17 protein-coding genes are annotated in these 12,289 nt (G+C 56.1%); 1 reads left to right on the forward strand and 16 read right to left on the reverse strand.

What is annotated here, in order from left to right; translation table 11 throughout:
- Window positions 1–138: 138 nt before the first annotated feature.
- The 16 genes from LVJ78_RS00460 to LVJ78_RS00535 form a co-directional block, all read right to left on the reverse strand.
- The gene (locus tag LVJ78_RS00460) at window positions 139–873 is read right to left on the reverse strand and encodes a proteasome-type protease (RefSeq protein ID WP_132953706.1); all 735 of its coding nucleotides are present in this window, start codon (window positions 871–873) and stop codon (window positions 139–141) included.
- 150 nt (window positions 874–1,023) lie between these two features.
- The gene (locus LVJ78_RS00465) at window positions 1,024–1,809 is read right to left on the reverse strand and encodes a transglutaminase family protein (RefSeq protein WP_132953707.1); all 786 of its coding nucleotides are present in this window, start codon (window positions 1,807–1,809) and stop codon (window positions 1,024–1,026) included.
- Window positions 1,806–2,417, reverse strand: coding sequence for an alpha-E domain-containing protein (locus LVJ78_RS00470; protein WP_132953708.1), 612 nt, complete (start codon window positions 2,415–2,417; stop codon window positions 1,806–1,808). Before LVJ78_RS00470 ends, LVJ78_RS00465 begins: the two co-directional genes overlap by 4 nt.
- Entirely contained in the window at window positions 2,414–3,847 is a 1,434-nt protein-coding gene (locus tag LVJ78_RS00475) for a circularly permuted type 2 ATP-grasp protein (RefSeq protein ID WP_132953709.1), read from the reverse strand. The genes LVJ78_RS00470 and LVJ78_RS00475 overlap by 4 nt, the downstream gene beginning before the upstream one ends.
- Window positions 3,848–4,307: 460 nt before the next feature.
- Entirely contained in the window at window positions 4,308–4,796 is a 489-nt protein-coding gene (locus LVJ78_RS00480; protein WP_132953710.1) for a peroxiredoxin family protein, read from the reverse strand.
- A complete protein-coding gene (locus tag LVJ78_RS00485) occupies window positions 4,793–5,197 on the reverse strand; it encodes an acyl-CoA thioesterase (protein ID WP_132953711.1) in 405 nt (134 codons plus the stop codon). Before LVJ78_RS00485 ends, LVJ78_RS00480 begins: the two co-directional genes overlap by 4 nt.
- A gap of 22 nt (window positions 5,198–5,219) precedes the next feature.
- Window positions 5,220–5,582, reverse strand: a complete 363-nt coding sequence (locus LVJ78_RS00490) for a VacJ (RefSeq protein ID WP_132953712.1) — start codon at window positions 5,580–5,582, stop codon at window positions 5,220–5,222.
- 166 nt (window positions 5,583–5,748) lie between these two features.
- Entirely contained in the window at window positions 5,749–6,690 is a 942-nt protein-coding gene (locus LVJ78_RS00495) for an MlaA family lipoprotein (RefSeq protein WP_132953713.1), read from the reverse strand.
- On the reverse strand, window positions 6,683–6,967 hold the full coding sequence (locus LVJ78_RS00500) for an STAS domain-containing protein (protein WP_132953714.1): 285 nt from the start codon (window positions 6,965–6,967) through the stop codon (window positions 6,683–6,685). The genes LVJ78_RS00495 and LVJ78_RS00500 overlap by 8 nt, the downstream gene beginning before the upstream one ends.
- 2 nt (window positions 6,968–6,969) lie before the next feature.
- Window positions 6,970–7,575 (reverse strand): MlaC/ttg2D family ABC transporter substrate-binding protein, encoded by a 606-nt coding sequence (locus LVJ78_RS00505; RefSeq protein ID WP_132953715.1) that lies wholly within the window; start codon window positions 7,573–7,575, stop codon window positions 6,970–6,972.
- A gap of 23 nt (window positions 7,576–7,598) precedes the next feature.
- The gene (gene mlaD / locus LVJ78_RS00510; RefSeq protein WP_132953716.1) at window positions 7,599–8,108 is read right to left on the reverse strand and encodes an outer membrane lipid asymmetry maintenance protein MlaD; all 510 of its coding nucleotides are present in this window, start codon (window positions 8,106–8,108) and stop codon (window positions 7,599–7,601) included.
- Window positions 8,109–8,112: 4 nt separating this feature from the next.
- Window positions 8,113–8,889 carry a lipid asymmetry maintenance ABC transporter permease subunit MlaE gene (mlaE, locus tag LVJ78_RS00515; RefSeq protein ID WP_132953717.1) on the reverse strand — a complete coding sequence of 259 codons (777 nt, stop codon included), beginning with the start codon at window positions 8,887–8,889 and terminating at the stop codon, window positions 8,113–8,115.
- Window positions 8,890–8,956: 67 nt separating this feature from the next.
- Window positions 8,957–9,754, reverse strand: coding sequence for an ABC transporter ATP-binding protein (locus LVJ78_RS00520; RefSeq protein ID WP_132953718.1), 798 nt, complete (start codon window positions 9,752–9,754; stop codon window positions 8,957–8,959).
- 340 nt (window positions 9,755–10,094) lie between these two features.
- Window positions 10,095–10,232 carry a hypothetical protein gene (locus LVJ78_RS00525; RefSeq protein ID WP_165870913.1) on the reverse strand — a complete coding sequence of 46 codons (138 nt, stop codon included), beginning with the start codon at window positions 10,230–10,232 and terminating at the stop codon, window positions 10,095–10,097.
- 11 nt (window positions 10,233–10,243) lie between these two features.
- Window positions 10,244–10,870: an alpha-ketoglutarate-dependent dioxygenase AlkB family protein gene (locus tag LVJ78_RS00530; RefSeq protein ID WP_132953719.1), complete on the reverse strand. Its 627-nt coding sequence runs from the start codon at window positions 10,868–10,870 to the stop codon at window positions 10,244–10,246.
- Window positions 10,867–11,703, reverse strand: a complete 837-nt coding sequence (locus LVJ78_RS00535) for a bifunctional transcriptional activator/DNA repair enzyme AdaA (RefSeq protein WP_132953720.1) — start codon at window positions 11,701–11,703, stop codon at window positions 10,867–10,869. The genes LVJ78_RS00530 and LVJ78_RS00535 overlap by 4 nt, the downstream gene beginning before the upstream one ends.
- 350 nt (window positions 11,704–12,053) lie before the next feature.
- Between LVJ78_RS00535 and LVJ78_RS00540 the strand changes: the two genes are divergently transcribed.
- Window positions 12,054–12,275 (forward strand): hypothetical protein, encoded by a 222-nt coding sequence (locus LVJ78_RS00540; protein ID WP_132953721.1) that lies wholly within the window; start codon window positions 12,054–12,056, stop codon window positions 12,273–12,275.
- Window positions 12,276–12,289: the final 14 nt, after the last annotated feature.

Consider the following 12,289-nt stretch of genomic DNA (forward strand, 5'->3'; position numbering starts at 1 on the left):
AGCCGAGCTGGCTTTGTGTTGGTATTTTATTGCGTAAAACTACGATTATTTTATTTTATCGTATTTTAAATTTTATAAATCGTATTTTTTGGCATGATGTTTTAAAGGCCGTCTGAAAGCTTTCAGACGGCCTGTGTTTTATTTGAAGTAATAATCGGGCGGCACGTCGAATTGCTGCAAAATGGCTTTGAGCCCTTCCGACCATTGGGCGCGGATGTTGTGCAGATAGGGGTCGCTGTCGTCCACACGGATGCCGGCGGGCAGGGTGCAGCTGTTGCGCCGATACACCATTAAGTCGATGGGAAAGCCCACGGATAGGTTGGAGCGTATGGTGGAGTCAAACGACACCAATAAGGCGCGCACGGCGTCTTCGAGGCTGCTCTCGTGGTTGATGGAGCGGTCGAGTATGGGCTTGCCGTATTTGCTCTCGCCGATTTGGAAAAACGGGGTGTCTTCCGTGGCGCTGATGCAGTTGCCTTCTTGGTAGATTTGGTAGAGCTCTTGCGGCTGCCCGTTGATTTGGCCGCCGAGCAGAAAATTGCTGCCGAAGCCCTCTTGCATGTGGGCGCGGTGCTGGCTGGTTTTGGCCACGCTGCTGGCCTGCTCGCCCACCAGCATGGCGCAGTCGAACAGGCTGGGCAGGTTGAGCAGGTTGGGTGCGCTGCCCTGCGCGATGCCGCTGCGCAAAAGATTGACCACGGCTTGCGAGGTGGCGAGGTTGCCGGCGGTGAGCATGATGATGCTGCGCTCGCCGTCCACGCCGAAGGTATACATTTTTTTAAATGTGGAAATGTGGTCCACGCCGGCGTTGGTGCGGGTGTCGGAGGCAAAAACCATGCCTTCTTTCAGATTGAGGGCGGCGCAGTAAGTCATGTGTGTTCCCCGGCTTGGGCGGTGTAAATGTAAAGCGCTGAAATATAACACAATCTTGGGTGCAGCAAAAGGCCGTCTGAACGCTTGATAAGCGTCCCAAATAAGCTTGCTGCGTTGCCCCGCTGGGTGAGCTTATTTTTTGAACGGGCATTATTGCGCCTGCTGCACCTGCACCGAAAACGACATTTGCTCGGTGCCGCCGCCTTGGCGCATGCCGCGCACGGGGGCGGCGTCGTTATAGTCCAGCCCCACGGCCAGCTGCACATGGTGGCTGGGCTGGAAAAGCTGGTTGGTGGTGTCGAACACATACCATTTTCCGTCGAGGCAGGCTTCTGCCCAGGCGTGGCTGGCCAAGTGGGCATCGTCGTCGCTGAGCAGATAGCCCGACACATAGCGGGCAGGCACGCCCAAGGCGCGCACGCAGGCTAAAAAGACATGGGCATGATCCTGGCACACGCCGCTGCCCAGCGCAAAAGCTTCGGCGGCGGCGGTGGCCACATGGGTGGTGCCGGGAATATAAGTCATGTGGTCGAGCACGGCGCGGCTCAGCCGCATCAGGCCTTGCCGGTCGGGCTCGCCGCCGGTTTGGATTTCGGCAAAATCGCGCATGGCTTCGTTGCAGCCGGTGAGCGCTGTGCTGTTGAGAAACACCAGCGGATGAATGCGCTTATCGAGAATATGCTCGGCGCTGCCGCCGATTTCCACCGTGCCTTGCGCCTGGATTTCGAGCGACTGTACCGGCCCTGCGAGGTTGAGGATGGTGCAGTAGTTGCCAAAGCCGTCATACACTTCGCTGCTCAAGCGCGGCAAGGTCATGCGCCAGGAAAGCACGCGTTGGTGTGCCAGCGTTTGCGGGGTGAGGCGCAGGCATTGGATGCTGTGTTTGACCGATTCGTTGTAGCTGTAGCGGGTGGTGTGGTTGATGTGGATTCTCATACGCCCTCCTCAAATAATTGGGTGAGCCGCTCGTGCCAGCCGTAAAACTGGCGTTTGTCGGTGGTGTAAACCAAGGCTTGCGATTGCTGTTTGATGCGATCCCAGCCGGTGTTGGCGGGCAGGCTGGTCACCACATCGGCCAAATAGCGGTAGTGGCGGCTCTGGGCGCTGCCTAAGCGGATGCGTGTGTCGAGCATTTCCACATAATCGCCCAGCTGCCAAAAGCGGGTAACATCACCGCTTTGCTGCAACATGGCCGCGCTGCAGGCGTGCAGCTGGAAGCGGGCGGCGCGGCGGCTGTCGGCCTGATTGAGGCGCTTCACTTGGTTAAACAGCTCGGCCGCATCGCCGTCGATCACGCCGCGCACGGCCTGCACATTGTCGTTAATCGATTCGAAAAGCTGCGGCATGGCGGTTTCGTTGAGGTAGCGCTTGAGGTGCTCGAGCTTGTCGCCGCCGGGTTCGAGCGGCCAGCCCAAATAGCGCAAAAGCTCGCTGCGCTGCTGGCTGCCGCATTCGAGCACGCGCGCCGGCAGCTCTTGTGTGCGGCGCATGTAGCGGCCGAGCCAATAGAGGTTATAGGCGGTAGACATCAATAAAATATTCATGAGGCGTCTCCTGTTTCAAGCACCCAAGTGTCTTTCACGCCGCCGCCTTGGGATGAATTGACCACCAGCGAGCCTTTGCGCAAAGCCACGCGGGTGAGGCCGCCGGGCACAATGCGCACTTTATCGGGCGCAGTGAGCACAAAGGGGCGCAAATCGATGTGGCGCGGTGCAATGCCTTCTTCCACGCAAGTGGGGCAGGTAGACAAGGCCAGCGTGGGCTGGGCGATAAAGCCTTCGGGATGGGCGAGAATGCGGGCGCGGTAGGCTTCGATTTCGGCTTGGCCGGCTTTGGGCCCCACCAGCATGCCGTAGCCGCCCGAGCCTTGGGTTTCTTTCACCACCAATTCATCCAGATGCGCCAGCACATATTTCAAATCATCGCTTTTGCGGCATTGCCAAGTGGGCACGTTGTGCAAAATCGGCTCTTCGCTCAAATAAAAGCGGATCATGTCGCCCACAAAGGGGTACACCGACTTATCATCGGCCACGCCGGTGCCCGGGGCATTGCAAATCAGCACATGGCCGGCGCGATAAGCCGCCATTAGCCCGGGCACACCCAAAATGGAATCTGGGCGCATGGCCAAGGGGTCGAGAAACGGGTCGTCGAGGCGGCGGTAGATCACGTCCACACGGCGGCGGCCGGCCACGGTTTTGGTGTAAACGATGTTGTCTTCCACAAACAAATCATAGCCGTGCACCAAAGGCACATTCATCGCCCGGGCTAAAAAAGTGTGCTCGTAATAGGCGCTGTTGTAGCGGCCGGGCGTGAGCACCACGATATTCGGGCTGTCGCGGCCGCAGCAGGCGGCCAATGTGTCGTAGAGCTGCTGCGGATAGCTGCTCACCGGCCGCACCTGCTGGCGGGCAAACACTTCGGGCAGCAGCGATTCGCTGATGTTGCGCCCTTCCAGCATGTAGGACACGCCCGAGGGGGTGCGCAGATTGTCTTCCAACACATAATAGTGGCCGTCGCCGTGGCGGATCAGATCAATGCCGCTGATGTGGGCATAAATCGGCGCGGGCAGGTTGATGTTGTGCATCCAGGGTTGATAGCAGCCATTCACCAACACTTGTGCCGCCGGCACGATGCCGGCTTTGATGATGTGTTGCTCGTGATAAATGTCGTGGATAAACATATTGAGCGCGCGTATGCGTTGCGCGCAGCCCGCCTCGAGAATGCGCCATTCATCGGCCGGAATGATGCGCGGAATGATGTCGAACGGAATCACGCGCTCGGTGTTGCTCGCTTCGCTGTAAACCGTGAAGGTTACGCCTTTGCGGTAAAACATCGCCAAGGCCTGTTGGTTGAGCGATTCGATATCGGCCGCATCCGTGGCCGCCAGCCAAGCCGCCACCGGCTCGCAGCCCGGGCGCGCCCGGCCGTCGGGCAGCAGCAATTCATCGTAAAATGTTGAGGGTAGCGGCGTCATGCGTGCTCCTGATCGAAGGTTGTTTTTATGATTGGAGAATAGGCTTGTTTTAATCAGATTGTCAACAATATGCTGGCGAAATAAGTGCGCTTTTGCATGATTGGGGTTGCGTTAAAAAATAGTGCATTTATTCGACTTATTATCATAAAGCAAGATAAGTCGTTGTGCAGAAATAAAGCAGGCCGTCTGAAAATTTTCTTTCAGACGGCCTTTTTGATTGTGACGGAATGTGCCTTTTAAATGAGTATGATTGTGCCGCCAAAGACGCGGCGTGCGTATCTCGCTGTTGTGGCGGAGCATTCAAATGCATGCATGCAATGGCGGCGCTCGGTTATGCATATCTGCGTTTCGCCAGTGAAGTTATGCGAGAGGCCGTCTGAAAAGTTTCAGACGGCCTCAAAAGCAGATGCTGCGGAATCAATCTCATGCGCCCGATATTCAAACCGGCGGGCGTTGCTGATTATTTTTCCAGCTCTTTATCGATTTCTCGATATAGGGCGGCAAAGTCTGGCTCGCCGACAAAGGTTTTCAGAATCTCGCCTTTTTTGTTGATGAAAAACGAGGTGGGATACACTTTGGTGCCGAAAGCTTTGCCCACGCTGCCGTCGGCGTCATACATCACGGCAAAAGGCAGCCCGCGGCTGGCGGCATAATTTTTCACGCTCTCGAGCGGGTCGTAAGGCTCGGAGATGGCGAGAATCTGAAAATCTTTGCCGGCATAATCTTTGGCGGTTTGCACAAGCTTGGGCATTTCGCTCACGCAGCCGGGGCAGGAGGGATACCAAAAATTAATCAGGGTGACTTTGCCCTGCAAATCGGCGTTGGACACGGTGCGGCCGTTGAGGTCGGGCAGGGCAAATGCGGGCGCGGGCTGGTTTTTCGGCCACAACACCACGGCAAGCAGCGCCGCCACAATCAGTGTGGCGGCCAATATCACGGTTTTTTTCATGCAATCGGTTCGGCTAGGGAAACAAGATGGTTAAACAAGGCTTCGTTCAAATCGGTGGCGCGGCCGGTTTGGCCGCTCACCGGCACTAAGGTGAGCTCGGCTTCTACCACGCTTTTATCGCTGCCGGCCAGCACGATGTTTTGTGTGAGCAGCACTTGGCGCGGCTGCACATCACGGATGTGGCTGTTTATCTGCAACACATCACCGGCGGTGCTGGGACGGCGGTAGCGGATGTCGATGCGCGCCACCACAATCATGTCGCCCTGCAAAAGCGGCAAGAGTTGGTGTTGCTCGAAATAGGCCCAGCGGGCTTCTTCGAGAAATTCGAGATAGCGCGCATTGTTAACATGGCCGTAGCCGTCGAGATGGTAGCCGCGGATGCGGATGGTGGTGGGGTTCATAAATAGGCCGTCTGAAATCGATTTAATTTAAGGTGATGGCTTGAAAGGCTTCGCGCTCCAAAGGCTCGGCCGATAAATCGGTGATGATGGTGGAGAGCTGGATGTCGAACCATTCGTTGAAAATATCGGGGTGCAAATCGGGCCATTGGCGCTCGTCCTCACACCAATCGGCCAATTCGGCAGCGAAAATATCTTCGAAGCGCGCTTCGATTTCTTCCCACACTTCATCGGCGCTGTCGCAAGGGTTGACCAGATAGGCGTTGGCATCAGCTTGCAAATCTTCAAGCTCGATGTCGCTTAAATCCACATCGGGCAAAGATTGCAGCCAGCGCCAAAAAGGCTCCAGCGGCATCAATAGAAATACGCTGCGGTTGATTTCATACATGGTCGTGCTCCTTGTGGCAATGCAATGCTTAACGAATGCATCATAATGGCAAAACGGTGCCAAGTCATCTGTTTGATGCGGCAGAGGTGAAAAAGCAAGGCGGGTTGCCTTGCTTTTTCAGACGGCCTAGATAAAAACAGGCTGCTGTGATTGCGCTTATGTTTTCTCAATATTGCAGGCGGCTGTCGGGCTGCCACAGGCCTAGCATAATGCCTTCATCATTAGGGAGGGCGGTTTCCAGGCTGATGGGCTGTGAGCCGGCTTGAGGCTTTTCAGCCGGCTGCATTTCGATCGGCTCATAATCGGCGGCCGCAGGGGCGATGCTTGGTGCAGCCGGGGCGTTTGCGGCATCCAGCTGCGGCAAGGCGGCTTCATTACCATCGCCGCTGCCGACCAAGTCGTCGATGTCGATATTGTCATCTTCGCCGTGCGGCAGAGTGCCGCCCACTTGCTGGGTGCGCAAACGCATATAGACATCACGCATATAGGCATATTTATCTATCGCGGCGGAATCGAGGCTGTCGGTAAGATCGAGCAGGCTCTCGCGCGTGTTGACGGCATTGATGGCTTTGCTGCTGATGCGCACGGCCGTGCTGTGAAAAATGGTGTTGTCCAGCGGATAGGCGGCCACGATGGTGGTGCCGACGCTGTCGCGCACGGTTGAGGGGCCTGTGAGCGGATACACAAAATAGTTGCTGTTTTTCCAGCCCCATGAGGCAAAGGTGTCGCCCAAGGTGTTTTTATTGTTGGGCATTTCGCCCGCGCCGGCGATGTCGATCAGGCCGCCGAGGCCGAAGGTGGTGTTGATGCCCACACGCACCAAGTCTTCGCTGGCGCGCTTGATGTCGAGACGCAAAATATTGCTGCCGAAGCTGACCACATCGCGCAGATTGTTGTAGAAATTGCTCACGCCGGTGCGTACCGGGCTGGGTGTCACGGCACGGTAGCCGCGCACCACGGGCGTGAGCACGTAGCGGTCGGCGGTGTCGTTTACCTTAAACATAAAGCGGTTGTAGCCTTCGTAAGGGTCGGCCGGGTTGCTTTCTGCCCAGGCGCTTGTGCTGGCGGCCAAAGCCAGCGCCACGATGGCGGCGGTGCGTTTATTCATGTCGGGCAATCTGTGTGTCGATTTCGTAAAGCTCGGCCAATGCCAGCACCGAGGCGGGAATGTGGCGCAAGGTGATGGCGCCCTGCTTGAGGCGCAAGGCGCTCAGCAGCAGCGAGAGGCAGGCGGAATCGGCCTGCGCCACGCCGGTTAAGTCGAGCGTGTGCACTTCTTTCAGACGGCATTGCTGCTCAAAACGCTCATAAGCGGCGCTGCTCACGGTTTTCACGGTGATGTCGCCGCCCAAATGCAGCACCTGCTCGCGGATTTCGGTGTTCATGTTTATTTGCTGCCGTTTTTGGCTTTCAATTCGGCAATTAAACCGTCAATGCCTTTGCTTTTGATGGTTTCGCCAAACTGATTGCGATACACGGTCACCAGGCTGGCGCCTTCCACGGCCACATTATACACGCGGTAGCGGTTGCCGCTCTGATAAGTGGTGAAATCCATATTGGCCGGCTGGGCGTTTTGGCCGGCGGGCTTCACTTCCACACGCACCACCACTTCTTTGCCGTCGCGGTTGACAACGGGGTTGTCTTTCACCACCACGTTGGCATTTTTAAATTTCAGCATGGTGCCCGAATAAGTGCGGATCAGCAGGGTTTGGAATTCTTTGGTGAGCGCCTGCTTTTGCGCATCGGTGGCTTGGCGCCACGGATTGCCCACGGCCAGCGCGGTCATGCGCTGGAAATCGAAATAAGGCATGGCATAAGTTTCGGCTTGACGGCGCACGGCGGCATCGTTGCTGCCGTTGGCTTTTTGCAGAATGTTCAATACTTCGGTGGCGTTGCTGCGCACTTGGCTCACGGCTTGGGCGGGCGTGGCAAAAGCCATGCTGATGCTCAACACGCCGATGCTTAGGGCGCTCAATAAGGCTGATTTTTTCATGTGGGTTCCTTTATTTTTCAGATTCAGTGTGTGTTGGGTTCGCCGCTGCCGCCTTCTTCAGCGGGCTTGGCGCTGCCTTCGGTAAAGCTGGTCATCAGCCTGCCGATTAAGTTTTCCAGCACCATGGCCGAGCTGGTGATGCTGATGGTGTCGCCGGCGGCCAAATGCTCTTCATCGCCGCCTTGGGTGAGGCCGATGTATTGCTCGCCCAAAAGGCCGGAGGTGAGAATTTGCGCGCTCACGTCGCTGCTGAATTCATAAGCGCTGTCTAAATTGATGCTCACTTTGGCCTGATAGGTTTGCGGGTCGAGCGCGATGCTGTCTACACGCCCCACGAGCACGCCGGCGGCTTTCACCGGCGCTTTGGTTTTCAGGCTGCCGATATCGGTGAATTCGGCATACACGGTGTAGGTTTTGCCCGAGCTGCCGGCCAGCGCATTGCCGCCGGCCACGCGGAACGACAAAAAGCCGATGGCCACCACGCCCAGCAGCACAAACAAACCTACCCAAAATTCCAAAACACTTTTTTTCATCGTATCACTCAGTAAACATCAATGCGGTTAAAATAAAATCCAATGCCAGCACGGTGAGTGCGCTCGACACCACGGTGCGGGTGCTGGCGCGCAAAATGCCCTCGGATGTGGGCACGCAGTGAAAACCCTGGTGCACGGCAATCAGCGTCACCGCCACGCCGAACACGGCAGATTTAATCAGGCCGTTGAGCACATCGTAATCAAACGAAATATTGCTCTGCATTTGCGACCAAAAAATGCCGCTGTCGAGCCCCAGCCATTGCACGCCGATCAAATAAGCGCCATACACACCGGCCACATTGAAAATTGAGGCCAAAAGCGGCATGGAGAGCACGCCTGCCCAAAAACGCGGCACCACCACGCGCGCCACCGGATTCACCGCCATCACATTCATGGCCTCAAGCTGCTCGGTGGTTTTCATCAGGCCGATTTCGCTGGTCATCGCACCGCCGGCGCTGCTGGCAAACAAAATCGCCGCCAACACCGGCCCCAATTCGCGCAACAGGCTGGCCGCCACCATATAGCCCAACACATCGGCCGATTGAAATTTCGCCAATTGCGTGTAGCCCTGCAAACCCAGCACCATGCCCACAAACAGGCCGGACACGGCCACAATCAGCATAGAGAGCACGCCGGCAAAATACACTTGCCGCAGGGTGAGGCGGCCGCGCGTGAGCGCCGTGCCCGACTGCGCCAGAATCTGCCCCAAAAAAAGGCAGACGCTGCCGAGCGCGCGGATAAAATCGAGGGTTTTCGCCCCTATGGTTCGGATAAAGTTCATGTGTTCAATAATCAATGGTTTGCTTTTTCAGACGGCCTTAATTTGATCAAGAGGCCGTCTGAAACATTCAGCCCAGCAAGTCTTGCTGCAAAGTGGTGGCGGCCGGATAACGGAAAGCCACTGGCCCGTTGGGCTCGCCGTGCACAAACTGGTGCACCCAGGGCGAATCGAGCTGGCGCATCTCTTCAGGGCTGCCGGAAAACACCACCTCGCCGTGTGCCAGAAAAATCACTTGGTTCACAATAGCCAGCGATTGCTCGATGTCGTGGCTCACCATCACGCTGGTGGAGCGCAACGCATTATTGATGCGGCTGATTAAATGGGCAATCACGCCCAGCGAAATCGGGTCGAGGCCGGTAAAAGGCTCGTCGTAAAGCATGATTTCCGGGTCGAGCGCGATGGTGCGCGCCAACGCCACCCGCCGCGCCATACCGCCGGATAATTCAGACGGCATCAGCTTTTCCACGCCGCGCAGGCCGACGGCATTTAATTTCAAAATCACCAAATCGCGAATCACTGCTTCGGGCAGCCGGGTTAATTCGCGCATCGGAAAAGCCACGTTGTCAAACACCGACAAATCGGTAAACAGCGCGCCATGCTGAAACAGCACGCCCATGCGGCGGCGGTGTTCGTATAATTCGGCCGCGCTAAATGCGGCCACATCTTTACCCTCTACCAACACCTGCCCCTGCTGCGCCCGCAGCTGGCCGGTAATCAGGCGCATCAGCGTGGTTTTGCCGCTGCCCGAGCCGCCCATAATGGCCGCAAAATTACCCTGGGCAATCTGAAAATTCACATTGCTCAGAATCGGGCGCTCGCCATAGGCAAAAGCCACATCTTTTAATTCGATAAAAGGGGTAGTCATCGGGCGGAATCGGGCGTTCTTCAAAGTGTTGTATTTTAATGGTTTGCTGTGGGTGCCGCAAACGTTCAGACGGCTTTTGCGTGAAAAAATACATCATTGTATGTAAATTGCTGATATTGCTTTATTTCAAGTGCGAGGAAAAAATACCACACTTTTGTGCGAGCCGGCATGAAAAGGTGTAGTAAAATTTCATATGAATAAAACGGCGGTGCTGAAGCATGGCTGAATGGATATGCAATTGAAATAATTGAGGGTTTGTGTTTTCAAGGCTTTGAAAATCAAACAGGCCGTCTGAAAATGCGTTGCTTGGTTTAGCTGCGCTTTCAGACGGCCTGTTTGCTTACTGGGTAACTTTCTGATTATTGGCCGTATTGCCCGAATAGGCAAACAGCGCTTTCAAAGCAAACGCCAATGTTTCCGCATCCACAATGCCGAGCACATGGCGGCTGTCGTAAAGTTGCAGCAGAAACCCCGCCATTTCCTTATTGCTCACTCCCCCATCACCCGAAACGTCAAACTCACCCTCGGCTCGTGCACTTTGGTGCTTTTCATCACTGCGTGCAGCCAATGGCGCTGGGTGTTGCCGCGCATCACAATCAGCTGGCCGTGTTGCAGCAGCATTTCGCGTTTTTCCTGCGTGCGTTTGTGTTTGAAGGCGAATTTGCGGGTGGCGCCGAAGCTCAGCGAGGCGATGGCGCTGCCCGGTGCCAGCTCTTTTTCGTCGTCGCTGTGCCACGCCATGCCTTGTGTGCCGTCTGCATAAAGGTTGAGCAGGCAGGAATTGAACTGCGCGGGGCTGACGGCGGCAAGCTGGGTTTCTACCATTTGTTTGATGTCGAGCAGCAGCGGCTGCCATAAAAGTGCGGTGCGGCGGATGCCGGAATAAGTGTAGGCAAACGCGCGTTCGCCATACCACGCCACTTGGCGCGCGGTGGTGCGGTGTTGGCCGAACACCACCGCTTCATCGTGCCGCCAGTCGATTTCGGCCAGCAAAGTGCGCAGATATGCATCGGCTTGCGCAGACGGGAACACGATGCCGTAGTCGTTTACCGTGCCGTCATAAGGCAGCAGATTATCGCTTGGTTGCGGCGCGAAGCCGAATAAATCCGCCATCATTCTGCCGCCTGTGCCGGTGCCAATTCTTTGGCCAACAAAGCCATTTTGCGGCCGCGTTGCCAGCGGTAGCCGCCGATAATGCCGCTTTCGCGAATCACGCGGTGGCAGGGAATCAGCACCGCCACCGGATTGCTGCCCACCGCACTGCCCACGGCGCGGGCGGCGTTGGTTTGGCCGATGGCCGCGGCGATGCTGCCATAGCTTTTCAGGCAGCCTGAAGGAATCTGCAACAGCGCCTGCCACACTTTAAGCTGAAACGGCGTGCCTTTTAAATGCAGCGGCACCGTGTCGGGCGCGCCCCCGCCAAACACCGCCAAAGCGCGCGCGTGCAAAGGGCTGGCTTGCTGCACCCGCTCGGCAGCGGGATATTCCGCCGCCAAATCGGCCAAAGCCTGCGCGCGCTCGTCGGCAAACGCCATAAAACACACGCCTTTTGCCGTGGCCGCCACCAGCACCTCGCCAAACGGCGTGGGCGCAAACGCATAATCAATGCGCAGGCCGGCGCCGCCGCTTTTGTATTCGCCCGGCGTCATCCCCTCGATGTGCACAAACAAATCATGCAAGCGCCCGCCACCCGAAAGCCCCGCCTGCCACGCCGCCTCCTGCACACTGCCTTGCTGCTGCAACACCTGCTTGGCATGTTTGATGCTGATGTGCTGCAACATCTTTTTCGGGCTCACCCCCGCCCACGCCTGAAACTGGCGCTGCAAATGCGCCGCGCTCACATGCACTTGCGCCGCCACCGCCGCCAACGAAGGCTGCTCCTGCGCGTGGTCGTAAAGGTATTCAATGGCCGCCGCCATGCGGGCAAATTGGATTTGTTCGCTGTTCATCGTGCTGCTCCTGCGGTTTATTTAAAGCCATGCTAAAACAAATTCAAAATAGAAACGACCCGATTCTTGCGGTTTTGAAGAAAATATGGAAATAAGGCCGTCTGAAACCGCACTTTGCTTTAAACAAGTGTTTTCAGACGGCCTTAGTTTTTACTTCTGCATCTTTGCTGAACGGGATAACAAACATTTTTCCGGAGCAATATACTGCCTGCAAAGAGCCGGAAATACCCCGTGCTCATCACACAAGTCCATCGTCAAGGCTTGCAATTTATTTTCCACACAGACAACTGACACTCAATCGCCGCCTTTTCCGATAACGCCCACCCCCTAAAAACGAAATAGCCAGCATCATGCGCACCATACTGCCGCTGTTGCCCGAGCACCAAGAATGTGCCGGGCTGGAGATTGTATGTGTACCGTACCTATTAAGCACAAAACTCACTCCTGTGTTGGTGATCTTTCAGATGGCATTTTGCTTTTGGGCGAGTCAAAAAGAATATCGCTTAAATCTTAGTCAAGAAACAGAATTATTATATTTACATGATGAGATACAAAAAGCAGTATTTATATGAACCAGCATTTATCT

Source organism: Uruburuella suis, assembly GCF_022870845.1.
GTDB lineage: Bacteria > Pseudomonadota > Gammaproteobacteria > Burkholderiales > Neisseriaceae > Neisseria > Neisseria suis.

Excerpts from the sequence above, each read along its gene's own strand:
- LVJ78_RS00525 (WP_165870913.1), bottom strand. The coding sequence starts at position 10,232 with ATGGCGGGGTTTCTGCTGCAACTTTACGACAGCCGCCATGTGCTCGGC.
- LVJ78_RS00535 (WP_132953720.1), bottom strand. The coding sequence starts at position 11,703 with ATGAACAGCGAACAAATCCAATTTGCCCGCATGGCGGCGGCCATTGAA.
- LVJ78_RS00495 (WP_132953713.1), bottom strand. The coding sequence starts at position 6,690 with ATGAATAAACGCACCGCCGCCATCGTGGCGCTGGCTTTGGCCGCCAGC.
- LVJ78_RS00530 (WP_132953719.1), bottom strand. The coding sequence starts at position 10,870 with ATGATGGCGGATTTATTCGGCTTCGCGCCGCAACCAAGCGATAATCTG.
- LVJ78_RS00470 (WP_132953708.1), bottom strand. The coding sequence starts at position 2,417 with ATGAATATTTTATTGATGTCTACCGCCTATAACCTCTATTGGCTCGGC.
- mlaD (WP_132953716.1), bottom strand. The coding sequence starts at position 8,108 with ATGAAAAAAAGTGTTTTGGAATTTTGGGTAGGTTTGTTTGTGCTGCTG.
- LVJ78_RS00480 (WP_132953710.1), bottom strand. The coding sequence starts at position 4,796 with ATGAAAAAAACCGTGATATTGGCCGCCACACTGATTGTGGCGGCGCTG.
- mlaE (WP_132953717.1), bottom strand. The coding sequence starts at position 8,889 with ATGAACTTTATCCGAACCATAGGGGCGAAAACCCTCGATTTTATCCGC.
- LVJ78_RS00475 (WP_132953709.1), bottom strand. The coding sequence starts at position 3,847 with ATGACGCCGCTACCCTCAACATTTTACGATGAATTGCTGCTGCCCGAC.
- LVJ78_RS00490 (WP_132953712.1), bottom strand. The coding sequence starts at position 5,582 with ATGTATGAAATCAACCGCAGCGTATTTCTATTGATGCCGCTGGAGCCT.
- LVJ78_RS00500 (WP_132953714.1), bottom strand. The coding sequence starts at position 6,967 with ATGAACACCGAAATCCGCGAGCAGGTGCTGCATTTGGGCGGCGACATC.
- LVJ78_RS00485 (WP_132953711.1), bottom strand. The coding sequence starts at position 5,197 with ATGAACCCCACCACCATCCGCATCCGCGGCTACCATCTCGACGGCTAC.
- LVJ78_RS00505 (WP_132953715.1), bottom strand. The coding sequence starts at position 7,575 with ATGAAAAAATCAGCCTTATTGAGCGCCCTAAGCATCGGCGTGTTGAGC.
- LVJ78_RS00465 (WP_132953707.1), bottom strand. The coding sequence starts at position 1,809 with ATGAGAATCCACATCAACCACACCACCCGCTACAGCTACAACGAATCG.
- LVJ78_RS00520 (WP_132953718.1), bottom strand. The coding sequence starts at position 9,754 with ATGACTACCCCTTTTATCGAATTAAAAGATGTGGCTTTTGCCTATGGC.
- LVJ78_RS00460 (WP_132953706.1), bottom strand. The coding sequence starts at position 873 with ATGACTTACTGCGCCGCCCTCAATCTGAAAGAAGGCATGGTTTTTGCC.
- LVJ78_RS00540 (WP_132953721.1), top strand. The coding sequence starts at position 12,054 with ATGCGCACCATACTGCCGCTGTTGCCCGAGCACCAAGAATGTGCCGGG.